At 62.5% G+C, this 25,431-nt stretch carries 16 protein-coding genes and 2 pseudogenes; 12 read left to right on the forward strand and 6 right to left on the reverse strand.

What is annotated here, in order from left to right; all coding sequences use genetic code 11:
* Positions 1-44: 44 nt before the first annotated feature.
* From hslU to TU80_RS00500, 5 genes are all read right to left on the reverse strand, one after another.
* Positions 45-1,382 (reverse strand): ATP-dependent protease ATPase subunit HslU, encoded by a 1,338-nt coding sequence (hslU, locus tag TU80_RS00475; RefSeq protein ID WP_046384972.1) that lies wholly within the window; start codon positions 1,380-1,382, stop codon positions 45-47.
* A 38-nt stretch (positions 1,383-1,420) separates the two neighbouring features.
* Positions 1,421-1,951, reverse strand: coding sequence for an ATP-dependent protease subunit HslV (hslV, locus tag TU80_RS00480; protein WP_010563201.1), 531 nt, complete (start codon positions 1,949-1,951; stop codon positions 1,421-1,423).
* Between the two features lie 272 nt (positions 1,952-2,223).
* On the reverse strand, positions 2,224-2,925 hold the full coding sequence (locus tag TU80_RS00485; RefSeq protein ID WP_017849870.1) for an SPOR domain-containing protein: 702 nt from the start codon (positions 2,923-2,925) through the stop codon (positions 2,224-2,226).
* Position 2,926: 1 nt separating this feature from the next.
* Positions 2,927-4,663: an arginine--tRNA ligase gene (gene argS / locus TU80_RS00490; RefSeq protein ID WP_057003632.1), complete on the reverse strand. Its 1,737-nt coding sequence runs from the start codon at positions 4,661-4,663 to the stop codon at positions 2,927-2,929.
* Positions 4,664-4,894: 231 nt separating this feature from the next.
* The gene (locus TU80_RS00500; RefSeq protein WP_017849867.1) at positions 4,895-7,114 is read right to left on the reverse strand and encodes a primosomal protein N'; all 2,220 of its coding nucleotides are present in this window, start codon (positions 7,112-7,114) and stop codon (positions 4,895-4,897) included.
* Between the two features lie 225 nt (positions 7,115-7,339).
* Between TU80_RS00500 and rpmE the strand changes: the two genes are divergently transcribed.
* The 3 genes and pseudogenes from rpmE (at position 7,340) to TU80_RS00510 (ending at position 9,192) form a co-directional block, all read left to right on the forward strand.
* Complete coding sequence (rpmE, locus tag TU80_RS00505) at positions 7,340-7,570, forward strand: 50S ribosomal protein L31 (protein ID WP_017849866.1); 231 nt, start codon at positions 7,340-7,342, stop codon at positions 7,568-7,570.
* 14 nt (positions 7,571-7,584) lie between these two features.
* Positions 7,585-7,671 (forward strand): annotated as a pseudogene (locus TU80_RS33285) (thermonuclease family protein); the annotation flags it as partial.
* Positions 7,672-7,923: 252 nt separating this feature from the next.
* The gene (locus tag TU80_RS00510; RefSeq protein ID WP_017849864.1) at positions 7,924-9,192 is read left to right on the forward strand and encodes a malic enzyme-like NAD(P)-binding protein; all 1,269 of its coding nucleotides are present in this window, start codon (positions 7,924-7,926) and stop codon (positions 9,190-9,192) included.
* A gap of 199 nt (positions 9,193-9,391) precedes the next feature.
* Here the strand turns inward: TU80_RS00510 and TU80_RS00515 are convergent, their stop codons facing one another.
* Positions 9,392-11,854: a penicillin-binding protein 1A gene (locus TU80_RS00515; protein WP_371920078.1), complete on the reverse strand. Its 2,463-nt coding sequence runs from the start codon at positions 11,852-11,854 to the stop codon at positions 9,392-9,394.
* A gap of 220 nt (positions 11,855-12,074) precedes the next feature.
* On the opposite strand from TU80_RS00515, the gene pilM reads away from it, so the two are divergent.
* The 9 genes and pseudogenes from pilM to TU80_RS00560 all read left to right on the forward strand — a co-directional run bounded on the left by pilM (position 12,075) and on the right by TU80_RS00560 (position 25,218).
* The gene (pilM, locus tag TU80_RS00520; RefSeq protein ID WP_057003783.1) at positions 12,075-12,728 is read left to right on the forward strand and encodes a type IV pilus biogenesis protein PilM; all 654 of its coding nucleotides are present in this window, start codon (positions 12,075-12,077) and stop codon (positions 12,726-12,728) included.
* Positions 12,725-13,279: a PilN domain-containing protein gene (locus TU80_RS00525; RefSeq protein ID WP_046384969.1), complete on the forward strand. Its 555-nt coding sequence runs from the start codon at positions 12,725-12,727 to the stop codon at positions 13,277-13,279. The genes pilM and TU80_RS00525 overlap by 4 nt, the downstream gene beginning before the upstream one ends.
* On the forward strand, positions 13,276-14,247 hold the full coding sequence (locus TU80_RS00530) for a pilus assembly protein PilP (protein ID WP_057003634.1): 972 nt from the start codon (positions 13,276-13,278) through the stop codon (positions 14,245-14,247). Before TU80_RS00525 ends, TU80_RS00530 begins: the two co-directional genes overlap by 4 nt.
* A gap of 141 nt (positions 14,248-14,388) precedes the next feature.
* Positions 14,389-15,642 (forward strand): annotated as a pseudogene (locus tag TU80_RS00535) (type IV pilus secretin PilQ); the annotation flags it as partial.
* Between the two features lie 4 nt (positions 15,643-15,646).
* The gene (gene aroK / locus TU80_RS00540) at positions 15,647-16,165 is read left to right on the forward strand and encodes a shikimate kinase AroK (protein WP_026140392.1); all 519 of its coding nucleotides are present in this window, start codon (positions 15,647-15,649) and stop codon (positions 16,163-16,165) included.
* A gap of 125 nt (positions 16,166-16,290) precedes the next feature.
* Positions 16,291-17,391 carry a 3-dehydroquinate synthase gene (gene aroB, locus TU80_RS00545; RefSeq protein ID WP_017849857.1) on the forward strand — a complete coding sequence of 367 codons (1,101 nt, stop codon included), beginning with the start codon at positions 16,291-16,293 and terminating at the stop codon, positions 17,389-17,391.
* 10 nt (positions 17,392-17,401) lie between these two features.
* A complete protein-coding gene (locus TU80_RS00550; RefSeq protein WP_057003635.1) occupies positions 17,402-18,970 on the forward strand; it encodes an SPOR domain-containing protein in 1,569 nt (522 codons plus the stop codon).
* Between the two features lie 351 nt (positions 18,971-19,321).
* Positions 19,322-23,767, forward strand: coding sequence for a glutamate synthase large subunit (gltB, locus tag TU80_RS00555; protein WP_057003636.1), 4,446 nt, complete (start codon positions 19,322-19,324; stop codon positions 23,765-23,767).
* A 32-nt stretch (positions 23,768-23,799) separates the two neighbouring features.
* Positions 23,800-25,218, forward strand: coding sequence for an FAD-dependent oxidoreductase (locus TU80_RS00560; protein ID WP_017849854.1), 1,419 nt, complete (start codon positions 23,800-23,802; stop codon positions 25,216-25,218).
* Positions 25,219-25,431: the final 213 nt, after the last annotated feature.

Consider the following 25,431-nt stretch of genomic DNA (forward strand, 5'->3'; position numbering starts at 1 on the left):
GGCAAGCCCCCTCCACATTGAAGCAAAGCAGTGCTGTGTGAGGCTTACAGGATATAGCGAGACAGATCTTCGTTCTGCGCCAATTCGCCCAAGTGGCTGTTGACGTAGGCGGCGTCGATCTGGATCGCTTCGCCATTCTGCGCACCGGCCAGGTCGCCGGCGCTGAACGACACTTCCTCGAGCAGGCGCTCCAGCAAGGTGTGCAGGCGACGGGCGCCGATGTTCTCGGTCTTCTCGTTGACCTGCCAGGCGATTTCCGCCAGGCGCTTGATGCCGTCCGGCAGGAACTCGATGGCGAGGCCTTCGGTTTTCAGCAGCTCGCGGTATTGCTCGGTGAGCGAGGCATGCGGCTCGCTGAGGATGCGTTCGAAGTCGCCCGGGGTCAGCGCCTTGAGCTCCACGCGAATCGGCAGGCGGCCTTGCAGCTCCGGCACCAGGTCGCTTGGCTTGCTCAGGTGGAACGCACCGGAGGCGATAAACAGGATATGGTCGGTCTTGACCATGCCCAGCTTGGTGTTGACGGTGCAGCCTTCGATCAGCGGCAGCAGGTCGCGCTGTACGCCCTCGCGGGACACGTCGACGCCACCGGAGTTACCGCGCTTGGCCACCTTGTCGATCTCATCGATAAACACGATGCCATGCTGCTCGACCGCTTCCAGGGCCTTGGCCTTGAGTTCTTCCTCGTTCACCAGGCGCCCGGCTTCTTCGTCGCGCACCAGTTTCAGCGCTTCCTTGACCTTGAGCTTGCGGCTTTTCTTCTTGCCCTTGCCCATGTTGGCGAACAGGTTCTGCAGCTGGCTGGTCATTTCTTCCATGCCGGGCGGCGCGGAGATGTCGACGCCGGACATTTCGGCGACTTCGATCTCGATTTCCTTGTCATCCAGCTGGCCTTCACGCAGGCGTTTGCGGAACAGCTGGCGAGTGTTGGAGTCCGAGGCTGGCGCGGCGTCTTCGTTGAAACCCATGCGCGCCGGTGGCAGCAGGGCGTCGAGGATACGTTCTTCGGCGGCGTCTTCGGCGCGGTGGCTGACCTTGGTCATTTCCTGTTCTCGCAGCAGCTTCAAGGCAGCGTCGGCCAGGTCACGAATGATCGACTCGACGTCGCGGCCCACGTAGCCGACTTCGGTGAACTTGGTCGCTTCGACCTTGATGAACGGGGCATTGGCCAACTTGGCCAGGCGCCGGGCGATTTCGGTTTTACCGACGCCGGTCGGGCCGATCATCAGGATGTTCTTGGGCGTTACTTCAACGCGCAGTTCTTCCGGCAGTTGCATCCGGCGCCAGCGGTTACGCAGCGCGATGGCAACGGCGCGCTTGGCATCGTCCTGGCCGATGATATGGCGATTGAGTTCATGGACGATTTCGCGGGGAGTCATGGACATAATGTTTGGCGGTCCTCAAGCGGGAATAAGCCTACGGCTTACTCGGCGAGGTCCTGCTCCTCAATGGTGAAGTTGTGGTTGGTGAACACGCAGATATCGCCAGCGATACCCAGGGCGGTTTCGACGATTTCGCGGGCCGACAGGTCGGTTTTCTTCAACAGTGCGCTGGCTGCCGCTTGGGCATAGCCACCGCCGGAGCCCATGGCGATCAGGCCGTGTTCAGGCTCAACCACATCGCCGTTACCGGTGATGATCAGCGACGCGTCTTTGTTGGCAACGGCCAGCATGGCTTCGAGGCGGCTGAGGGAGCGGTCGGTACGCCATTCTTTGGCGAGTTCGACGGCGGCGCGAACCAGGTGGCCCTGGTGTTTTTCCAGTTGGCCTTCGAAACGTTCGAACAGGGTGAAGGCGTCTGCGGTGGCGCCGGCAAAGCCTGCGAGCACCTGGCCGTGGTACAGGCGACGCACTTTCTTCGCGTTGCCTTTCATCACGGTATTGCCAAGGGAAACCTGGCCGTCGCCGCCCATGACGACTTTGCCGTGGCGACGTACTGAAACGATGGTGGTCAAGGGGAGAGTCTCCACGCAGCGGGGCGAAAATGCCCTGGTGGGAACTGATATGGGGGTAGCGGGGATGATTTCAACCTTGGGAGGTTGGTACGGACGAATGGTGTCTATTGGTCTGACACCCTTTCGAGAACCGCCTAAAACCAATGTGGGAGGGGGCTTGCCCCCGATCGCGGTGTATCAGTCGCCGAAAATATTGACTGATCTACCGCTATCGGGGGCAAGTCGAATCGTCGCACCGCCCCTCCCACATTTTGATTGGTGTTGGCTTTAGGTCAGCGGCTCTGGCGCTGTTGTAACAACAGGTTGCTAAAGCCCGCGCCGGCCAATTGTTTCTGCGCCACGGTCAGTTGCTCGCGGTTGCTGAACGGGCCCACCAACACGCGATACCACGTTGCCTCTTTCACCGTGCCGGACTCCACCGTGACCGCCTGGCCCAGCAGGATGATCTGTGCACGCACGCGATCGGCGTCCGCCTGTTTCGGGAACGAGCCCGCCTGCAGGAAGAACTTGGTCACCGGCGCGGCCTTGGTGGTCGCAACCGGTGGCGGTGGCGGCGGGGTGATTCCGGCCAGCGCGGCCTGGGCCCGTGCCGTGTCGATTTTGGCCGCTTCCGCCGGAGTGACCGGTGTGGTCGGTACTTGCGGCGTCGGCAGGGTTTTCTCCGGCACGGCGTCGGGCGGCACGATCACTTCCGATTCCGGCAGCAGGGTGTAGAAGTCGTACTTGGGCTTCACCGGCGCGGTCGGGCTTGGCGCGGTCTTGTTGGCCTCGGCCATTTTCGTGGCTTTTTGCTGCTCCTGTTTGACCCGTTTGACGTCATCGCCCTGGCCGGGGTCCAGCTTCATCAGGAATACGATAAACGCGCCGACCGTGAGGCCGATGGCCATCCACAACCAGCCCGGAATGGGCTTCTTCGCCGGTGCCTGGTAGCGGCTGGCGCCGCGCTTGGGTGCAGGTTTTTTCTTGGCAGCCAACTTACATACGCTCCAGAGTTTCCAGGCCCAACAGTTCCAGGCCTTGCTTGAGGGTCCGTCCAGCCAGTGCGGCGAGGCGCAGGCGACTCTGCTTGTGGGCTTCGTCGTCGGCGGTGAGGATCGGGCAGTTCTCGTAGAAGCTGGAGAACAGCCCGGCGACTTCGTACAGGTAGGTGCAGAGGATGTGCGGCGTGCCTTTCTCGCCGACGCTGTTCAGCACTTCGCCGAATTGCGCCAGCTTGGCGCCCAATTCCTGTTCCTGGGGCGCTTGCAATACGATCTGCCCTTGCACTTCGCTGAAGTCCTTGCCCAGCTTGCGGAACACCCCGGCCACGCGGGTGTAGGCGTACAGCAGGTACGGCGCGGTGTTGCCTTCGAAGTTGAGCATCAGCTCGAAGTTGAAGCTGTAGTCGCTGGTGCGGTGCTTGGACAGGTCGGCGTATTTCACCGCGCCAATGCCCACCACGCGGGCAATGTTGCGCAGGTCGGCGTCCGCCAGCTCCGGGTTCTTTTCCTTCACCAGGTTGTAGGCACGTTCCTGGGCTTCGTTCAGCAGGTCGATCAGCTTCACGGTGCCGCCGTCGCGGGTCTTGAACGGGCGGCCGTCGGCGCCGTTCATGGTGCCGAAGCCCATGTGTTCCATGTGCATCGGGTGCGTGACGAAACCGGCGCGGCGCGCCACTTCGAACACCTGCTGGAAGTGCAGGGCCTGGCGCTGGTCGACGAAATACAACGCGCGATCCGCCTTGAGCACGCCGCTGCGGTAGCGCACGGCGGCCAGGTCGGTGGTGGCGTAGAGGTAGCCGCCATCGGCCTTGACGATGATCACCGGCAGCGGCTCGCCCTCGGCGGTCTTGAATTCTTCGAGGAACACGCACTGCGCGCCGTTGCTTTCTACCAGCAGGCCTTTGGCCTTGAGGTCGTTGACCACGTTGATCAGGTCGTCGTTGTAGGCGCTTTCGCCCATGACGTCGGCCATGGTCAACTTGACGTTGAGCAGTTCGTAGATGTGCTGGCAGTGGGCCAGCGAGATATCGCGGAAACGCGACCACAGCTCCAGGCATTCCGTGTCGCCGGCTTGCAGCTTGACCACCAGGCCACGGGCGCGGTCGGCGAACGCTTCGGATTCGTCGAAACGCTTCTTCGCGGCGCGGTAGAAGTTTTCCAGGTCCGACAGCTCGTTGCTGGTGATCGGGTTTTCCTGCAGGTAGGCCATCAGCATGCCGAACTGGGTGCCCCAGTCACCGACGTGGTTCTGACGGATCACGGTGTCGCCGAGAAACTCCAGTACCCGCGCCACGCCGTCGCCGATGATGGTCGAGCGCAAGTGGCCGACGTGCATCTCTTTGGCCAGGTTGGGCGCCGACAGGTCGATGGCCACGCGCTCGGCAGGGCCGGCCTTGCGCACGCCGATTTTGGCATCGGCCAGCGCCGCGTCCAGGCGCGAAGCCAGGGCCTCGGTGTTCTGGAAGACATTGATAAAGCCCGGGCCGGCGATTTCGGCCTTGCTCACCTGCGGGTCGGCCGGCAGCGCGGCGATGATTTTCTCCGCCAGGTCGCGCGGCTTCATGCCGGCCGGCTTGGCCAGCATCATCGCGATGTTGCTGGCGAAGTCACCGTGGGTCTTGTCGCGGGTGTTTTCCACCTGGATCGCCGGCGTCAGGCCTTCAGGCAACACACCTTCGTTGACGAGTTGGGTGAGGGCTTGTTGGATCAGCTGGCGAATGGTGTCTTTCATGGTGTTCTCTTTCGACCGCAAGCGGTGGCGCGCGATGCGCAGGTGGAAAAACTGGGCATTATCCGTGGCGAGGGCGGGCTTGCCAACCGTTCCAGACCTGCGGGGCTTTTTAAGGGCATCCTGCCCACTTGTAGGAGCGAGCTTGCTCGCGAAAATCGTCAACGATAACGCGGATATTCGGGTTTACGTGGCGCTCTCGGGGTTTTCGCGAGCAAGCTCGCTCCTACAGGGCTAGTACAAATCGACCGGGTCCACATCCAACGACCATCGCACCTGGCGACCGCTGGGCATTTGCTCCAGCGCAAGTAACCAGCTACTTAACAGCCGGTGCAGCGGTGCGCGGGACGTTGCCTGCAAGAGTAGCTGAGCGCGGTAGCGTCCGGCGCGGCGTTCCATGGGCGCGGGCACCGGGCCGAGCAATTCGATGCCGCTCAGGCCCAACTCGCCGAGCAGGCGCTCGGCGGCGCTGCAGGCTTCATCGAGAAAACCTTCCGCCTGCCCCGGCTTGTGCGCCTCGGCGCGCAGCAGCGCGAGGTGGGCAAAAGGCGGCAGGCCGGCGGCGCGGCGTTCGCTCAAGGCCTGCTCGGCAAACGCGAAATAACCTTGTTCGGTCAGTTGGATCAGCAGCGGATGGTCGGCCAGGTGGGTCTGGATGATCACCTTGCCCGGCTCCTCGGCGCGCCCGGCACGGCCAGCGACCTGCACGATCAACTGCGCCATGCGCTCGCTGGCGCGGAAGTCGCCGGAGAACAAGCCACCGTCGGCATCCAGGATCGACACCAGGGTCACCCGTGGGAAGTGATGCCCCTTGGCAAGCATCTGCGTGCCTACCAGGATGCACGGCTGGCCCTTCTGGATGGTGGCGAACAGCTGGTTCATCGCGTCCTTGCGCGAGGTGCTGTCGCGATCGACCCGCAGCACCGGGTAGTCCGGGAACAGGATGCCCAGGCGTTCTTCGGCGCGTTCGGTGCCCGCGCCGACCGGTCGCAGGTCGACTTTGCCGCATTGCGGGCAATGGCGCGGTACACGTTCCACATGGCCGCAGTGATGGCAGCGCAACTCGCCATGGCGCTGGTGCACGGTCATGCGCGCATCGCAGCGTTCGCATTCGGACATCCAGCCGCAGTCATGGCACAGCAAGGTCGGCGCGAAGCCGCGACGGTTGAGAAACACCAGGACTTGCTGGCCGGCGGCGAGGGTCTGGCCGATGGCTTGTTGCATCGGCCCGGAAATACCGCTGTCCAATGGCCGGCTTTTTACATCCAGGCGTAGGAAGCGCGGTTGCTTGGCGCCGCCTGCGCGCTCATTCAGGCGCAGCAGGCCATAGCGGCCGGTGTAGGCGTTATGCAGGCTTTCCAGGGACGGCGTGGCCGAACCCAGCACGATCGGAATGTCTTCCTGACGCGCCCGCACCAGGGCTAGGTCGCGGGCGTGGTAGCGCAGGCCTTCCTGCTGTTTGTACGAACCGTCGTGTTCTTCGTCGATGATGATCAGCCCGGGGTTTTTCATCGGGGTGAACAGCGCCGAGCGGGTGCCGATAATAATGTCGGCCTCGCCGTCCCGCGCCGCCAGCCACGATTCCAGGCGTTCACGGTCGTTGACCGCCGAATGCACCAGGGCGATGCGTGCGTTGAAACGCTGCTCGAAACGCGCCAGGGTCTGCGGGCCGAGGTTGATCTCGGGGATGAGTACCAGCGCCTGTTTGCCCGCTTGCAGGGTTTCGCGGATCAACTGCAGATAGACTTCGGTCTTGCCGCTGCCGGTCACGCCGGCCAGCAGGAACGCGTGAAAGCAGTCAAAACCTGCGCGAATGGCTTCATAGGCCGCACGTTGCTCGGGGTTCAGCGGCAATTCCGGTTGGGCCAGCCAGTGTTCATGGCGCGGGTCCGGCGCGTGCTTGCGGATCTCGACCTGCACCAGGCCTTTGGCGAGCAGCAGGTCGAGGCTGTCTTTGCTCAGCATCAGCTTGCTCAAGAGCTGGTGGGCCACGCCATGGGGATGCTGCGCCAGTGTCGCCAGGGCGTCACGCTGACGCGGGGCGCGGGCGATGCGCGGGTCGTCGAGGCGCGCGCCGGGCACCGTCGACCAGAAGCGTTCCTGGCGCGCTTCGGCCAGTTCGCCCTGGCGCAGCAGCACCGGCAGCGCCCAGCTCAAGGTGTCGCCCAGGCTGTGCTGGTAATACTGGGCGGTCCACAGGCACAGCTTGAACAACGCCGGCGGCAGCGGCGGCGTGGTGTCGAGGATGGCCACGGCCGGCTTGAGCTTTTCCGCCGGCACTTCACTGTGATCGGCTACCTCCACCAGGATGCCGATCATTTCCCTGCGCCCGAACGGCACCCGCACCCGCATGCCTGGCTGCAACTGCGCCCGCAGCACGCCGGCCGGGGCCCGGTAGTCGAACAGGCGGCGCAGGGGCGAGGGCAGGGCTAGGCGCAAAATGGCGTCGGGCACGCAGGGGTTCTCTATAAAGGAGGGTGATGACGAAGGGCGGGAGCCTAGCAGACGAGGGATGCGTTGGGTATGCCGCGGTTTTCGGATGAAAGGGGCTTTGGTGTGCTGAATCGATGCAGAGCGGCGCTTGCGCGTTTAAAAAGGTCTGGTAGAATCCGCGGCCTAATTACGTGCGGTATTCGACAATGGTGTCGAGTGGCGGCACGCTAGCCTGAGGAAGTCACCATGAAAGCCGGTATCCATCCAGCGTACGAAACCATCGAAGTCACCTGCAGCTGCGGCAACAAGTTCGAAACCCGTTCGAACCTGTGCAAGCCACTGGGCACTGACGTATGCAACGAGTGCCACCCGTTCTACACCGGTAAGCAGAAAACTCTGGACACTGGCGGCCGTGTACAGCGCTTCGCAGATCGCTTTGGTGCTTTCGGCAAGAAGCCTGCTACTCCAGCAGAGTAAGGCTCAAAGGCCCTATGGGCTTTTGCCAGCTGTTGAAAAAGGCGCCCCTTGCGGGCGCCTTTTTTGTGCCCGCGATTTGGCTGGCGGCAGCCCAGGCCCGCCTCGACCATCAGGCTTCGCTCGGCTAAGCAGGCACTCCAGCGCAGTTGCAGTGGTTGAAATCGACACTCGAGGAAAAATTGTAGACATTTTTCAAGTCGATTGTGAACAGTTGAGCCCTTGTGTCCCGTGGCTCTTGGCCGAAAGTCGTAGTGTACGGCGCTTGACACCGGTGACTGCCCAGTCTTGTAGGGGCTTTACGACACGAGTATCCTCGGCGGTCCGTCGACCAACAGTAAAAGCGGAATGCCGATATGTCTGATTTGAAAACTGCCGCTCTCGAATATCATGCCCTTCCTCGTCCAGGAAAGCTGAGTGTAGAGCTCACCAAAGCCACTGCCACCGCTCGCGACCTGTCGCTGGCCTACAGCCCTGGCGTTGCCGAGCCCGTCCGTGAAATCGCCCGTGACCCTGAGTTGGCGTACAAATACACCGGCAAAGGCAACCTGGTTGCAGTGATTTCCGATGGCACCGCGATTCTTGGCCTGGGTAACCTCGGCCCATTGGCTTCCAAGCCAGTCATGGAAGGTAAAGGCGTGCTGTTCAAGCGCTTTGCCGGCATCGATGTGTTCGACATCGAAGTCGATTCCGAGAGCCCGCAGGCTTTCATCGACACCGTCAAGCGCATTTCCATCACCTTCGGTGGCATCAACCTGGAAGACATCAAGGCACCTGAGTGCTTCGAGATCGAAAAGGCTCTGATCGAACAGTGCGACATTCCGGTATTCCACGATGACCAGCACGGCACCGCGATCGTTACCGCGGCCGGCATGATCAACGCCCTGGAAATCGCTGGCAAAACCCTGGCTGACGCCAAGATCGTCTGCCTGGGCGCTGGCGCTGCGGCCATCTCGTGCATGAAGCTGATCGTCAGCATGGGCGCCAAGCTGGAAAACATCTACATGGTCGACAGCAAGGGCGTGATCCAGTCCGAGCGTACCGACCTGAACCAGTACAAGGCGATGTTTGCGCATCCGTCCTCCAAGCGCACCCTGGCTGAGGCCCTCGACGGTGCCGACGTATTCGTCGGCCTGTCCGGTCCGAACCTGCTGAGCGCTGAAGGCCTGAAGGCCATGGCAGCCAACCCGATCGTGTTCGCCTGCTCCAACCCGGACCCAGAAATCGCGCCGGAACTGGCACACGCCACCCGCGACGACGTGATCATGGCGACCGGCCGTTCGGACTACCCGAACCAGGTCAACAACGTGCTGGGCTTCCCGTTCATCTTCCGCGGTGCCCTGGACGTTCGCGCCAAGCGCATCAACGAAGAAATGAAAGTGGCGGCCGCCAACGCCCTGCGTGAACTGGCCAAGCTGCCGGTGCCTCAGGACGTGTGCGATGCCTACGGTGGCGCCAAGCTGGAATTCGGTCGTGAGTACATCATTCCGAAACCAATGGACAAGCGCCTGATCACCGTGATCTCCGACGCTGTGGCCAAAGCTGCGATCGAGACCGGTGTGGCCACCCTGCCGTATCCGAAAAACTACCCGCTGCAAAGCGTGGATGATGTGTTCAACGGCTAAGCCGTTGTAGCGCACCAACAAAAAGCCCCGGCTCTTGCGAGTCGGGGCTTTTTGCTGTCTGGCTATAAACCCAAGGCCTGCGCAGAACCAAATGTGGGAGGGGGCTTGCCCCCGATGGCGGACTGTCAGTCAATGAATCTGGTGACTGACACACCGCCATCGGGAGCAAGCTCCCTCCCACAGGGTTGACCGCATTGGTTTAGAACAGATCGATCGGTGCCGCCTCATCCGCCGGCAGCGGGCTGCCCGGCGCCACGCCATTGCCCAGCTCGTTGATCGACGGCGGAGTGTCCTCGCTCTTGAACAGCTCGAAGTACGCATTCGGCGTGCTCGGCGATGCTGCGCGGCCACTGACCGGGTCGATCCGCAGGCTGAGGATGCCTTCCGGTTCCGGCTGGGTATGCAGCGGCTTGTCCTTCAAGGCGGCGCCCATGTAGCTCATCCAGATCGGCAGCGCGACGGTACCGCCGAACTCGCGGCGGCCGAGGCTTTCCGGCTGGTCGTAGCCGGTCCATACGGTGGTCACGTAGTCGGCGTTGTAGCCGGAGAACCAGGCGTCCTTGGATTCGTTGGTGGTACCGGTCTTGCCCGCGATGTCCGCGCGGCCCAGGGCCAGCGCACGGCGGCCGGTGCCTTTCTTGATCACGTCTTCCAGGATGCTGTTGAGGATGTAGGTGGTGCGGCCATCCACCACGCGTTCGGCCACTGCCGGCGCCTGCGGTTCAGGCGCGGCGCTCGGGTTCGCCGCCGGCGTGACGCCTGGGGTCGGCTCGATGGTGATACCGCCGTTGCTCGGTGCGGCCAGGCCATCGCTGGCGGCCACGCCGTTGACCACATCACCCGGCACCCGTGGCGGGTTGGCGGTGAACAGGGTGTCGCCATTGCGGCTTTCGATCTTGTCGATCAGGTACGGCGTGATCTTGTAGCCGCCGTTGGCAAACGTGCTCCAGCCGGTGGCGATTTCCATCGGCGTGAGGGTCGCCGTCCCCAGGGCCAGGGACAGGTTCGGCGGCAGGTCCGCCTTGTTGAAACCAAAGCGGGTGATGTAGTCGATGGTCTTGCCCACGCCCATCGCCTGCAGCAAGCGGATCGACACCAGGTTACGCGACTTGTACAGCGCCTCGCGGATGCGGATCGGGCCGAGGAAGGTGTTGGTGTCGTTCTTCGGACGCCAGACCTTGTCCAGGTACTCGTCGACAAACACGATCGGTGCATCGTTGACCAGGCTGGCGGCGGTGTAGCCGTTGTCCAGGGCGGCACTGTAGACGAACGGCTTGAAGCTCGAACCCGGCTGGCGCTTGGCCTGGGTGGCACGGTTGTAGTTGCTCTGCTCGAACGCGAAGCCGCCGACCAGGGCACGGATCGCGCCGTTCTGCGGGTCGAGGGAGACCAGAGCGCCTTGGGCGACCGGCACCTGGCTGAATTTCAGGCTGTCGTCCTTCTGGCGTTGCACGCGGATCAAATCACCCACCTGCGCCACGTCCGACGGCTGCTTGGGCATCGGCCCCATGCTGTTGGTGTTCAGGAATGGGCGCGCCCATTTCATGCTGTCCCACGCCACATGCGCTTCGCCGGTGCGGGTCAGTACCTGCACGCCGTCCTTCTTCACCTGGGTGACGATGGCCGGTTCCAGGCCGCTGATCGTGCGCTGTTTGCCGAGTTCGGTGGTCCAGGCGCTCAGGGTCTTGCCCGGCAGGCGCGATTCGGGGCCGCGGTAGCCATGGCGCTGGTCGTAGGTGATCAGGCCTTCATGCACCGCGTTGTTGGCGATTTCCTGCAAGTCGCTCGGAACGGTCGTGGTCACACGGAAGCCTTCGGTGTAGGCCTCGCTGCCATAACGGCCGACCATCTCAGCCCGTGCCATCTCCGCGATATAAGGGGCGTTCACTTCCGGGGTCGGTACGTGGTAGCTGGCGTTCAGCGGCTCGGCCACTGCGCTTTCATAGGCGCTCTGGCTGATTTTGCCCAGCTTGTACATGCGCCCCAGAATCCAGTCGCGCCGCTCTTTGCTGCGTGCCGGGTTGGCCAACGGGTTGAAGCGCGAGGGGGCCTTGGGCAGGCCGGCAATCATGGCCATCTGCGCCAGGCTGGCGTCGCGAATCGACTTGCCGTAGTAGACCTGGGACGCGGCTTCGATGCCGTAGGCGCGGTTGCCCAGGTAGATTTTATTGACGTACAGCTCAAGGATCTCGTCCTTGGTCAGCTGTCGCTCGATCTGCAGTGCCAGCAGGATCTCGGTGGCTTTGCGTGAAAAGCTGCGTTCGCTGGTGAGGAAGAAGTTCTTCGCCACCTGCATGGTGATCGTGCTGCCGCCGGATTGAATGTGTCCGCTTTTTACCAATTGCGTGGCGGCCCGCACCAGGCTGCTGGGGTCGACGCCGTAGTGGTTGGCGAAATTATCGTCCTCGGCCGACAGCAGGGCGTTGATGAAATTGGGTGGAATATCCGCGAAACGAATCGGGGTACGGCGCATTTCGCCGAACTCCGCGATCAGTTTTTCATCGCTGCTGTAGACCCGCAAAGGAATCTGCAACTGGATGCTTCTCAGGGCCTCTACGGAGGGCAAACCCGGACTAAGGTAGAGGTAGGCGCCGCTGAGGACGAGCAGCAGCCCGCAAACGATGGCGACAATGGAGTACCCGAAAAACTTCAGCAGACGAATCAAGGCTTTTGGATTTCCAGAGAAAAGAATGGGTTAGGCGCCGGGGCATGCATGGCAAACGATGAATCGACCCTGGCTGCAGATAAAAAGCGGGAAAAAACGCTGGGCATTAAAGCATTTTCGGCTTGGGGCGTCATTCGCGCCTCGCAAACAAGGCGACCGAATGCACGCTGCCACGCGCCAATCAGGCGGTATGACAGGGAAAGTTTTAGGGAGTTTTATGGAAAAGGGATTTTTCAGGCGAAAAGTCGATACCGTCCTGGGCGTCGACATCCAGGACACCGGCATCCGATTGATCGAACTCGGCCGCTCACCCGCCGGTTACAGCGTGCAAAGCTACGCCACACAGGCGCTACCGCCCCAGGCGGTGGTCGACAGCAGCGTGCTCGACCTCGACGGCGTGGGGCAGACGTTGTCCCAGGCATTGGCCCGCTCGCGCACCTCGGCCCGCCACGCGGCCGTGGCCGTGGCGGGAGCTTCGGTGATTACCCGGGTGATCGAGTTGGACGCGGGGCTCAGTGAGGAAGAAATGACCTGGATGATCCAGATGGAGGCCGACCAGTACATCCCTTATCCGCTGGATGAGATGGCCCTGGATTTCCAGGTTCGCGGGCCATCGGCCCAGAACCTGGCGCGGGTTGATGTATTGCTCGCGGCGTGCCATAAGGCCCAGGTAGAGGCTCGGGTCGCGGTTTTGACCCTGGCTGGGCTGGTGCCGAAGGTGGTGGATGTGGAAGCATTTGCATTCGCACGCGCTTGCAGTCAGGATTTCGCCAGCTTCACGCCGGGCCATCGAGTCGATGGCGCACAATGGGCCGCGGATGCCCGCGGGATGGGAATTGCTTGCGGGTTGGCCCTGAGGAGTTTCGCTTGAAGACACTAATCAACCTTTTGCCCTGGCGCCAGGCGCTGGCGGAACGGCGGCGCAAATTCTTTCTGGGGTTGCTGCTGGCGTTTGCCTGCGTGGCGTTCGCAACCGTGTGGTTGGCCGATCAGGTGATCGACCGGGCGATTGATCGACAGGTGACGCGCAATAGCCACCTGGACAAGGACGCTGCCGTCCTCGACTCGCGCATCAAGACCATCGATGACCTGCAGGAACAAAGCCAGCAATTGGCGGAGCGCATGAAGGTCGTGCAGGACTTGAACGAAGCCCGCTCGGCCGGTGCCCAGCTCTTGGATCAGTTGGCCCGCGCGGTGCCAGACGGCGTGCATTTGCACGAGGTCGTGGCGAAGGGTGATACGGTCAGCATCCGTGGCAGCGCCGATTCCAGCCAGGACATCGCCCAACTGATGCGTCGCCTGCAAGCCTCCGAAGGCGCCCATGCCACTCGGCTGCAACATGTGCGGATGGAAGATGGCCAGGGCAGCAACGAGTTTCAATTGATGGTGCGCCAGGGAGAGTCCGCCGAGGCTCAACCGTGAGCCTGCCCAGGCTCGACTTTTCCGCTCTCACCCACAACGCTGCGAAATGGCCCTTGCCCGCCAAGGTCGTGCTCGGCTGCGCGCTCGCCGGCCTGGTGCTGTGGGTGGGCGATGGGACGTACCTGAGCCCCTCGCGGCAACGGTTGCAGGCGGTCGAGGCGCAGGGCGTCGTCTTGCAGCGACAGGTGGCCCAGAAGGCTGGCCTTGCCGCCAGCCTGGAGGCGCGCAGCCAGCAGCTTCAGGCGATGCAGGCGCGTTTTGCCGGGCTGATGCAGCAGTTGCCCGGTGCGTTCGGGGTACCCGCATTGCTCGAAGATATCGCCCGGCTGGGGGCGGTCAATGGGGTGCTCGTCGACGCTATCGTGGTGTTGGATGAGCAGCCCCGGCCACTCTATATTGAGCAGCCGTTACGCCTGGGCGTCACCGGGGCTTATCACGACCTGGCGATGTTTGTGAGCGCTTTGGGCGGCTTACCGCGCATCGTCACGGTGCATGATGTGGCGCTTCGGGCTGATGCGGCCGGGTTGCGCCTGGAGTTGGTGGCCAAGACCTATCGCAATCCGTCGTCGGGCGGTCAGTCGACCCCGGCCGTCGAGCCGGGGCCGCGCTTTGTCTATGACGCGCTGGCCTTGCGTGATCCGTTCCAGCCGCGCGCCTTGCAGGTCGGTCACGTACCCGGCCGGCCCGCGCTCGCACCGGACCTCGGGCGTGCCCGCGGTGCCCTGGAAGGTATCGCCGTCGACCAGTTCGAAATGGTCGGCACGCTGTCCCGAGGCGCGCAGACCTTCGCTCTGCTGCGTGCCGCTGCCAGCGTCCACAGGCTGGCGGTCGGCGATTACCTGGGGCCGGACCACGGTCGGGTCACGGCTATTGATGAGGGCCATGTGGAATTGCTCGAACTGTTTCCCGATGAACAGGGCGCGTGGCTGGAACGCCCGCGGACCCTCGTGCTGAACGTCAACTCATAACGGAATCAAACAATGAAAAGGACTTTCTCGTCCTTCGGTGTGGCGCTATGGATAGCGTTCACGGCACCGATGGCTGCTGCTGTGCCCAATCGTGTGGATCTGATCCAGCTGCCGCCTCCCGGCGGTGCGGCATCAGGTACCTATACCGGCGACAAGCTGAACCTCAACTTCCAGAACATCGAGCTGCGCGCCGTGTTGCAGCAGATTGCCGATGTGGCGGGCCTGAATCTGGTCGCCAGCGACGATGTGCAAGGTTCGATCACCCTGCGGCTCAAGGACGTGCCTTGGGACCAGGCGCTGGACCTAGTGTTGCAAAGCAAGGGGCTGGACCAGCGGATAAAGGCCGGGGTGCTGTTGGTGGCGCCCGCCGACGAGTTGGCCGCGCGCGAGCTGCTGACGCTGGAGTCGCGCAAGCAGATGGCTGAACTGGCGCCATTGCGGCGCGAACTGTTGCAGGTCAATTACGCCAAGGCTGCGGACCTGGCCAAGTTGTTCCAATCGGTGACCGGCCTGGAAGGCACCACCGACGAACGCGGCTCGGTGGCGGTGGATGACCGCACCAATAACATCATCGCCTACCAGACCGGCGAACGCCTGGAAGAGCTGCGACGCATCGTGGCGCAGCTGGATATTCCGGTGCGCCAGGTGATGATCGAGGCGCGGATTGTCGAGGCCAATGTCGACTACGACAAAAGCCTGGGCGTGCGCTGGGGAGGGCGGATCAATCGCGGCAACTGGGGCGCCGGCGGTGTCGAGAAACCTCCGGAGCCAGGCACCGAGCCTGTGGAAAACCCGTCCGGCTCGCCCTTTGTCGACTTGGGGGCGCTCACCAACACTTCTGGCCTGGGGATCGCGTTTATCACCGACAACCTGCTGCTGGACCTGGAACTGACCGCGATGGAAAAAACCGGCAACGGCGAGATTGTCTCGCAGCCCAAGGTGGTCACGTCCGACAAGGAGACCGCGCGCATCCTCAAGGGCACCGAGATTCCCTACCAGGAGTCCAGCTCCAGCGGCGCCACCTCGGTGTCGTTCAAGGAGGCTTCGCTGTCCCTGGAAGTCACCCCGCAAATCACCCCCGACGACCGCGTGATCATGGAGGTCAAAGTCACCAAGGATGAGCCGGATTACCTGAACAAGCTCAACGACGTACCGCCGATCAAGAAAAATGAGGTCAACGCCAAGGTGCTGGTCAGGGACGGCGAGACCATCGTCATCGGCGGAGTTTTCTCCAATACCCAAAGCAAAGTGCTAGATAAAGTGCCATTTTTGGGCGATGTGCCGTATCTTGGCCGCCTTTTCCGGCGCGATGTGCTGGCAGAAAAAAAATCCGAGCTGCTGGTATTCCTGACTCCGCGTATTATGAATAACCAGGCGATTGCTGTGAGTCGTTGATTCTGTGCGAAATTTGATTCTTGTAGGACCGATGGGGGCTGGAAAAAGCACCATCGGCCGTTTGCTGGCCAAAGAGCTGCGCCTGCCATTCAAAGACTCCGATAAGGAAATTGAAGTGCGCTCGGGTGCCAATATCCCGTGGATCTTCGATAAGGAAGGCGAACTGGGCTTTCGTGACCGTGAGCAGGCGATGATTGCCGAGCTGTGCGCTTGCGATGGCGTGGTCCTGGCGACCGGCGGCGGTGCCGTGATGCGCGAGGAGAACCGCCGGGCATTGCATGCCGGTGGTCGGGTGGTCTATCTGCATGCGTCGGTCGAGCAGCAGGTGGGGCGCACCGCGCGTGATCGCAATCGCCCACTGCTGCGCACCGCCGACCCGGCGAAGACCCTGCGGGATCTGCTGGCGCTGCGCGATCCGCTGTATCGGGAAATCGCCGATCTGGTGGTGGAAACCGATGAGCGGCCACCTCGGATGGTGGTGCTCGACATTCTCGAGCGCCTGCAACGGCTGCCACCCCGTTAAAGCCAGGCCCGAAATGCGCTATTCTCGGCGGCGCGTCATCACCCTGTGGGGTGTGGCGTAGAGCCATCAGGCGACGTCGGATCACGACGTTGCCGGTCGTTAATACATCTTCAACGCGGGGACACATGCAGACACTTAAGGTCGATCTAGGCGAGCGCAGCTACCCGATCCATATTGGCGAAGGTCTGCTCGACCAGCCCGAGTTGCTCGCACCGCATATTGCCGGGCGGCAAGTGGCGATCATCTCCAACGAAACGGTCGCGCCGCTGTATCTTGAGCGTCTGAGCCGCAGCCTGGCGGCGTACTCGGTGATCTCCGTGGTGCTGCCCGACGGCGAAGCCCACAAGAACTGGGAAACCCTGCAACTGATCTTCGATGGCCTGCTGACCGCACGCCATGACCGGCGCACCACCGTGGTCGCCCTCGGTGGCGGCGTGATTGGTGACATGGCCGGTTTTGCGGCCGCCTGTTACCAGCGCGGCGTGGATTTCATCCAGGTGCCGACCACCTTGCTGTCCCAGGTCGATTCGTCGGTGGGCGGCAAGACCGGCATCAACCATCCGCTGGGCAAAAACATGGTGGGCGCGTTCTACCAGCCCCAGGCTGTGCTGATCGACACCGCGACCCTCAACACCTTGCCCCCGCGCGAGCTGTCGGCGGGCCTGGCGGAAGTCATCAAGTACGGGCTGATCTGCGACGAGCCGTTCCTGACCTGGCTGGAAGAACATGTCGACGCCCTGCGCGCGCTGGACCAGGTGGCGCTGACCGAAGCGATCTCCCGTTCCTGTGCGGCCAAGGCGCTGGTGGTGAATGCCGACGAACGGGAGTCCGGTGTACGGGCCACCTTGAACCTGGGCCACACCTTCGGCCATGCGATCGAAACGCACATGGGCTATGGTGTGTGGTTGCATGGGGAAGCCGTAGCGGCTGGCACAGTGATGGCATTGGAGATGTCGCAACGCCTGGGCTGGATCAGCGCCCAGGAGCGGGATCGGGGCATCCGCCTGTTCCAGCGCGCCGGGTTGCCGGTGATCCCGCCCGAGGAAATGAGCGAGGCGGATTTCCTCGAACATATGGCGATAGACAAGAAAGTGATCGACGGTCGACTGCGACTGGTGCTGCTGCGCCGCATGGGCGAAGCGGTGGTGACCGACGATTATCCGAAAGAGATTCTACAGGCCACGCTGGGAGCGGATTACCGCGCCCTGGCCCAGCTTAAAGGTTAATAAGAGCCCGATGACTAGTTTGCATGCCGACGAGGCGTTCCTCGGCCATTACCAGTTAAGCCACGACCCCTTCGCTCCACGGGTGCCTGGTTTCAAATTCTTCCCTGCGCAGCGCAAGCCGGTGCTCGGGCAGTTGCATCACCTGGCGCGCTACAGCCAGTTGTTGCTGGTCGTCACCGGCCCGCTGGGCAGCGGCAAGACCTTGCTGCGCCAGGCGCTGGTCGCCAGCACCAACAAGCAATCGGTGCAAAGCGTAGTGGTGTCGGCGCGTGGCGCCGGCGATGCGGCGGGCGTGCTGCGTCAGGTGGCCCAGGCCCTGGACGTTGCCAGCGCCGAGCCGAATGCGATTCTCAAGCAAGTGGTGCAACTGGGCCTGACCGGCCAGGAAGTCTACCTGCTGGTGGACGACGCCGAGCAGCTTGACGAGTCGGCCCTCGAAGCGCTGCTGGCGCTGGCGGCGGGTACGCCGGAAGGTCGTCCGCATGTGTTCCTGTTCGGTGAATCGTCCCTGATCGCCGCTCTGGAGCAGATCAGCGGCGAGCAGGAGCTGTTCCACGTCATCGAATTGCAGCCGTATGAAGAGGAAGAAACCCGCGAATATCTGGCACAACGCCTCGAAGGCGCCGGGCAGGGCATCGAACTTTTCTCCGCTCAGCAGATCTCTGATATTCACGAAAGCTCCGACGGCTGGCCTGGCACCATCAACCAGGTTGCCCGCGATGCGATGATTGAAGCCATGATTGCCAGCCGCTCTGCGGTCAAGCGTCCAAAGATGGGGTTCACTATGCCTAAAAAGCACGTATTGGCTATTTCCGCCGTTGTCGTGGTCGCTGTCGCCGCCGCCTGGTTGATCCCAGGTCGCAGCAAGGCACCGACGCCTGCCGGCGCGCCAACCGAACAGGCGCAGTTACCACTGGGTAAACCCACGCCGAATGTCGAGTTCGCCAACTCCGGCCAACCGACCAACCTGCCGATGGTCGGCCAGCCCGTCATGCGCGGCCCGCTCGCCGAAGCGGCCGGCGGTATCTCCGAAGGCGACGACGGCGTGCCAGTGGAAGGCTCCAGCAGCACACCGCCGACCGTGACCACCACCGCGCCGCCAGTGGGCGTGCCTGCCGGTCAACCGGCGGCAAAACCAACGCCTGTGCCTGTACCTGCGCCTACGGTCGCGACCGCCAAACCGGCGCCCGTCGCCAAGCCGGTCGCGCCAGCGCCTGTCGCCAAGCCAGCTCCGGCCCCGGCCGCCAAACCGGCGGAAAAACCGGTGACTGTCGCCAAGGCCGGCGCCACCGGCAGCAGCTGGTACACCAGCCAGCCCAGCGGTAACTTCGTGGTGCAGATCCTCGGCACCAGCTCCGAAGCCAATGCTCAAGCCTTCGTCAAAGAGCAGGGCGGCGAGTACCGTTATTTCAAGAAGGTGCTCAACGGCAAGCCGCTTTACGTGATCACTTACGGCAGCTTCTCCAGCCGTGCCGCCGCCGATACCGCTATCAAAGCCTTGCCAGCGAAGGTTCAGGCTGGTAAACCTTGGCCTCGCACTGTTGCCAGCGTTCAACAAGAACTGGCAGCAACTCGCTGAAGATTCGGCGGCCTTACCCAGGCCGCCCTCCCGGCACCTCAAAAAAAACCGCAAGTGCGTGCAGCCCTCAAGGCCGCGCGCATTGTGGTGTCTGCGTCACAGTGGCTTTTGAGTCGTAGCGGTCAAAATTAAAAAAGTTTTGACTAGCACAGCATATCGCTTTAAACCTTTCATAAATGCGACATAGATTTGCGACATCTCGTCGCTAAATTTGTGAGCGTCTGTGTCGGTGTGTACAATGACCTCCCTTTTGCCCCTGCAAAGCCGGCGAACGTTCGGCGTGGAAGGTAACTGGTTGAATTGAAAAGAAATTTGCCTCGATATAAGAGGCAGCCTGGTGAGAAAGTGTCTATGAAAGCAGGTCTGTACCAACCCGATGAATTCAAGGATAACTGCGGTTTCGGCCTGATTGCCCATATGCAGGGCGAGCCCAGTCATACCCTTTTGCAAACGGCCATCGAGGCCCTGACCTGCATGACCCACCGCGGTGGGATCAACGCCGACGGCAAGACCGGTGACGGTTGTGGCTTGCTCATTCAAAAGCCCGACTTGTTCCTGCGCGCCATCGCCAAACAGCATTTCGCGGTCGAGCTGCCCAAGCAGTACGCCGTGGGCATGGTGTTTTTCAACCAGGACCCGGTCAAAGCCGAAGCCGCTCGCGAGAACATGAACCGCGAAATCCTCGCGGCCGGCCTGCAACTCGTCGGCTGGCGCAAAGTGCCGATCGACACCAGTGTGCTCGGCCGCCTGGCCCTGGAGCGCCTGCCGCAGATCGAACAGGTGTTCATCGCGGGCGACGGCCTGAGCGACCAGGACATGGCGATCAAGCTGTTCACCTCGCGTCGTCGCTCGTCCGTGTCGAATGCCGCCGACACCGACCACTACATCTGCAGCTTTTCGCACAAGACCATCATTTATAAAGGCCTGATGATGCCGGCGGACTTGACCGCCTTCTATCCGGACCTGAGCGATGAGCGCCTGCAAACCGCGATCTGCGTGTTCCACCAGCGCTTCTCCACCAACACCCTGCCGAAATGGCCGCTGGCCCAGCCATTCCGCTTCCTCGCCCACAACGGCGAGATCAACACCATCACCGGCAACCGCAACTGGGCCGTGGCCCGTCGCACCAAGTTCGCCAACGATTTGATGGACCTGGAAGAGCTCGGTCCGCTGGTCAACCGCGTCGGCTCCGACTCCTCCAGCATGGACAACATGCTCGAACTGATGGTCACCGGCGGCATCGACCTGTTCCGTGGCGTGCGGATGATCATTCCGCCTGCGTGGCAGAACGTCGAGACCATGGACCCCGATCTGCGGGCGTTCTATGAGTACAACTCGATGCACATGGAACCGTGGGACGGCCCGGCCGGCGTGGTCATGACCGACGGCCGCTACGCGGTGTGCCTGCTCGACCGTAACGGTCTGCGCCCGGCGCGTTGGGTGACCACCACCAACGGTTTCATCACCCTCGCGTCGGAAATCGGCGTGTGGAACTACCAGCCGGAAGATGTGATCGCCAAAGGCCGCGTCGGCCCTGGCCAGATCCTCGCCGTGGACACCGAAACCGGGCAGATCCTCGACACCGATGCGATCGACAACCGCTTGAAGTCCCGTCACCCGTACAAGCAATGGCTGCGCAAGAATGCCCTGCGCATCCAGGCGACCATGGAAGACAACGACCACGGTTCGGCGTTCTACGACATCGACCAGCTCAAGCAGTACATGAAGATGTACCAGGTCACGTTCGAAGAGCGCGACCAGGTGCTGCGTCCGCTCGGCGAGCAAGGCTACGAGGCGGTCGGCTCGATGGGCGACGACACGCCGATGGCCGTGCTGTCCCAGCGCGTTCGCACGCCATACGACTATTTCCGCCAGCAGTTCGCCCAGGTGACCAACCCACCGATCGACCCGCTGCGTGAAGCCATCGTGATGTCCCTGGAAGTGTGTCTCGGTGCCGAGCGCAACATCTTCCAGGAATCGCCTGAGCACGCCTCCCGTGTGATCCTCAGCTCGCCGGTCATTTCCCCGGCCAAGTGGCGTTCGCTGATGACCCTGGAGCGTCCGGGCTTCGACCGCCAGATCATCGACCTGAACTACGACGAGAGCCTCGGCCTTGAAGCCGCGGTGCGCAATGTCGCGGACCAGGCCGAAGAAGCCGTGCGCGCCGGGCGTACCCAGATCGTGCTGACCGACCGTCACATCGCACCGGGCAAGCTGCCGATCCACGCCTCCCTGGCCACCGGCGCGGTCCATCACCGCCTGACCGAAAAAGGCCTGCGCTGCGACTCCAACATCCTCGTGGAAACCGCCACCGCCCGCGACCCGCATCACTTCGCGGTGCTGATCGGTTTCGGCGCCTCGGCGGTGTACCCGTTCCTCGCCTACGAAGTGCTCGGTGACCTGATCCGTACCGGTGAAGTGCTGGGCGACCTCTACGAGGTGTTCAAGAACTACCGCAAAGGCATCACCAAGGGCCTGCTGAAGATCCTGTCGAAGATGGGCATCTCCACCGTCACTTCCTACCGTGGCGCGCAGTTGTTCGAGGCCATTGGCCTGTCGGAAGAAGTCTGCGAGCTGAGCTTCCGTGGCGTGCCGAGCCGCATCAAGGGTGCGCGTTTCGTCGACATCGAAGCCGAGCAGAAAGCCCTGGCGGCCGAAGCCTGGAGTGCGCGCAAGCCGATCCAGCAAGGCGGCCTGCTCAAGTTCGTACACGGTGGCGAGTATCACGCCTACAACCCGGACGTGGTCAGCACCCTGCAAGCCGCTGTGCAGCAGGGCGACTACGCCAAGTTCAAGGAATACACCGCGCTGGTGGATAACCGCCCGGTGTCGATGATCCGCGACCTGTTCAAGGTGAAAACCCTGGATACGCCGCTGGCCCTCAGCGAAATCGAACCGCTCGAATCGGTCCTCAAGCGCTTCGACTCCGCCGGTATTTCCCTGGGCGCCTTGTCGCCCGAGGCGCACGAAGCCCTGGCCGAAGCCATGAACCGCCTGGGTGCGCGTTCCAACTCCGGCGAAGGCGGCGAAGACCCGGCGCGCTATGGCACCATCAAGAGCTCGAAAATCAAGCAAGTGGCGACTGGCCGTTTCGGTGTAACCCCGGAATACCTGGTCAACGCCGAAGTGCTGCAGATCAAAGTCGCCCAGGGCGCCAAGCCCGGTGAAGGCGGCCAGCTGCCAGGCGGCAAGGTCAACGGTCTGATCGCCAAGCTGCGTTATGCGGTGCCGGGCGTGACCCTGATCTCGCCACCGCCGCACCACGACATCTACTCGATCGAAGACTTGTCGCAGCTGATTTTCGACCTCAAACAAGTCAACCCGCAGGCCCTGGTCTCGGTGAAACTGGTGGCGGAAGCCGGCGTGGGCACCATCGCCGCCGGTGTGGCCAAGGCCTATGCCGACCTGATCACCATCTCCGGCTACGACGGCGGCACCGGCGCTTCGCCGCTGACCTCGATCAAGTACGCCGGCGCTCCGTGGGAGCTGGGCCTGGCCGAGACGCACCAGACCCTGCGCGGCAACGACCTGCGCGGCAAAGTCCGGGTGCAAACCGACGGCGGCCTGAAAACCGGCCTCGACGTGATCAAGGCCGCGATCCTCGGCGCCGAAAGCTTCGGCTTCGGCACCGCGCCGATGATCGCCCTGGGCTGCAAATACCTGCGCATCTGCCACCTGAACAACTGCGCCACCGGCGTCGCCACTCAGAACGAGAAGCTGCGCAAGGATCACTACATCGGCACCGTCGACATGGTGGTGAATTTCTTCACCTACGTCGCCGAAGAAACCCGTGAGTGGCTGGCCAAGCTGGGCGTGCGCTCCCTCGAAGAGCTGATCGGCCGCACCGATCTGCTGGACATCCTCGAAGGCCAGACCGCCAAGCAACAACACCTGGACCTGACGCCGCTGTTGGGCAGCGATCACATCCCGGCCGACAAGCCGCAATTCTGCCAGGTGGACCGCAACCCACCGTTCGACAAGGGCCTGCTGGCCGAGAAGATGGTCGAGATGGCCGCTTCGTCGATCAACGACGCCAGCGGCGGCGAATTCAGCCTGGACATTTGCAACTGCGACCGTTCCATCGGCGCACGCATCTCCGGCGAAATCGCGCGCAAGCACGGCAACCAGGGCATGGCCAAGGCGCCGATCACCTTCCGCTTCATGGGCACCGCGGGCCAGAGCTTCGGCGTGTGGAACGCCGGTGGCCTGCACATGTACCTGGAAGGTGACGCCAACGACTACGTGGGCAAGGGCATGACCGGCGGCAAGCTGGTGATCGTTCCGCCTAAAGGCAGCGTCTACAAGACCCAGGACAGTGCCATCATCGGCAACACCTGCTTGTACGGCGCCACCGGCGGCAAGCTGTTCGCCGCGGGGACCGCTGGTGAGCGTTTCGCCGTGCGTAACTCCGGTGCCCACACCGTGGTGGAAGGCACTGGCGATCACTGCTGCGAGTACATGACCGGGGGCTTTGTCGCGGTACTGGGCAAGACCGGTTACAACTTCGGTTCGGGCATGACCGGCGGTTTCGCCTACGTGCTCGACCAGGACAACACCTTCGTCGACCGGGTCAACCACGAGTTGGTCGAGATCCAGCGGATCAGCGGCGAAGCGATGGAATCCCACCGTAACCACTTGCAGCACGTGCTGGACGAGTACGTCGAGGAAACCGGCAGCGAATGGGGTCGTAACCTCGCCGAGAACCTTGATGATTTCCTGCGTCGTTTCTGGCTGGTCAAGCCCAAGGCTGCCAACCTGAAATCGTTGCTTTCCAGCATCCGTGCCAACCCGCAGTGATATGCGCCTGAAGAGTTTGATGAGGTTTTAACATGGCTGAACGTCTGAATAACGACTTCCAGTTCATCGATGTCGGGCGCAAAGATCCGAAGAAGAAACTGTTGCGTCAACGCAAGAAAGAGTTCGTGGAAATCTACGAACCCTTCAAACCCCAGCAGTCGGCCGACCAGGCCCACCGCTGCCTGGGGTGCGGTAACCCGTATTGCGAATGGAAGTGTCCGGTACACAACTTCATTCCCAACTGGCTGAAACTGGTGGCCGAGGGCAACATCCTCGCCGCCGCCGAGCTGTCGCACCAGACCAACACCCTGCCGGAAGTCTGCGGCCGGGTGTGCCCGCAGGACCGTCTGTGCGAGGGTGCCTGCACCCTCAACGACGGTTTCGGCGCGGTGACCATCGGTTCGGTGGAGAAGTACATCACCGACACCGCCTTCGCCATGGGCTGGCGCCCGGACATGTCCAAGGTCAAGCCGAACGGCAAGCGCGTCGCGATCATCGGCGCGGGCCCGGCGGGCCTGGGCTGTGCCGACGTGCTGGTGCGTGGCGGCGTGACCCCGGTGGTGTTCGACAAGAACCCGGAAATCGGCGGCCTGCTGACCTTCGGCATCCCCGAGTTCAAGCTGGAAAAAACCGTGCTGAGCAATCGTCGTGAAGTGTTCACTGGCATGGGCATCGAGTTCCGCCTGAACACCGAAGTCGGCAAAGACGTGACCATGGAACAACTGCTCGCCGAATACGATGCGGTGTTCATGGGCATGGGCACCTACACCTACATGAAGGGCGGCTTTGCCGGCGAGGACCTGCCGGGCGTGTACGACGCGCTCGACTTCCTGATCGCCAACGTCAACCGCAACCTGGGCTTTGAAAAGTCGCCGGAAGACTTCATCGACATGAAAGGCAAGAAGGTCGTGGTGCTGGGCGGTGGCGACACCGCGATGGACTGTAACCGTACCTCGATCCGCCAGGGCGCCAAGTCGGTGACCTGTGCCTATCGTCGTGACGAAGCGAACATGCCAGGCTCGCGCAAAGAGGTGAAGAACGCCAAGGAAGAAGGCGTGAAATTCCTCTATAACCGCCAGCCGATCGCGATTGTCGGTGAAGACCGCGTCGAAGGCGTGAAGGTGGTCGAGACCCGTCTCGGCGAACCGGACGCCCGTGGCCGTCGCAGCCCCGAGCCGATCCCGGGTTCCGAAGAGATCATCCCGGCCGACGCCGTGGTCATCGCCTTCGGCTTCCGCCCAAGCCCGGCGCCGTGGTTCGAGCAGTTCCAGATCCAGACCGACAGCCAGGGCCGCGTCGTCGCCCCGGAACAAGGCCAGTACAAGCACCAGACCAGCAACCCGAAGATCTTCGCCGGTGGCGACATGGTGCGCGGCTCTGACCTGGTAGTGACGGCGATCTTCGAAGGCCGCAACGCCGCCGAAGGTATCCTGGACTACCTGCAGGTCTGACCCGATCCCGAGTTGAAATGGGATCAACATGTGGGAGGGGGCTTGCCCCCGATAGCGGTAGTCCAGTTAAAGATACTGAGACTGACACACTGCAATCGGGGGCAAGCCCCCTCCCACATTTGGTTTTGATGTGCCCAAGAGATTGTCGTAAATCAACCCGATAGATAAAAGGCACGGCTCATCCCGTGCCTTTTGCGTCGCGCTCTGAGAAAA

Source organism: Pseudomonas veronii, from assembly GCF_001439695.1.
In the GTDB taxonomy this organism is placed as follows: domain Bacteria; phylum Pseudomonadota; class Gammaproteobacteria; order Pseudomonadales; family Pseudomonadaceae; genus Aquipseudomonas; species Aquipseudomonas veronii.

Coding starts and splice junctions, on each gene's coding strand:
- hslU (WP_046384972.1), bottom strand. CDS start 1,382: ATGTCCATGACTCCCCGCGAAATCGTCCATGAACTCAATCGCCATATC.
- argS (WP_057003632.1), bottom strand. CDS start 4,663: ATGAAAGACACCATTCGCCAGCTGATCCAACAAGCCCTCACCCAACTC.
- rpmE (WP_017849866.1), top strand. CDS start 7,340: ATGAAAGCCGGTATCCATCCAGCGTACGAAACCATCGAAGTCACCTGC.
- TU80_RS00510 (WP_017849864.1), top strand. CDS start 7,924: ATGTCTGATTTGAAAACTGCCGCTCTCGAATATCATGCCCTTCCTCGT.
- pilM (WP_057003783.1), top strand. CDS start 12,075: ATGGAAAAGGGATTTTTCAGGCGAAAAGTCGATACCGTCCTGGGCGTC.
- aroB (WP_017849857.1), top strand. CDS start 16,291: ATGCAGACACTTAAGGTCGATCTAGGCGAGCGCAGCTACCCGATCCAT.
- TU80_RS00550 (WP_057003635.1), top strand. CDS start 17,402: ATGACTAGTTTGCATGCCGACGAGGCGTTCCTCGGCCATTACCAGTTA.
- gltB (WP_057003636.1), top strand. CDS start 19,322: ATGAAAGCAGGTCTGTACCAACCCGATGAATTCAAGGATAACTGCGGT.
- TU80_RS00560 (WP_017849854.1), top strand. CDS start 23,800: ATGGCTGAACGTCTGAATAACGACTTCCAGTTCATCGATGTCGGGCGC.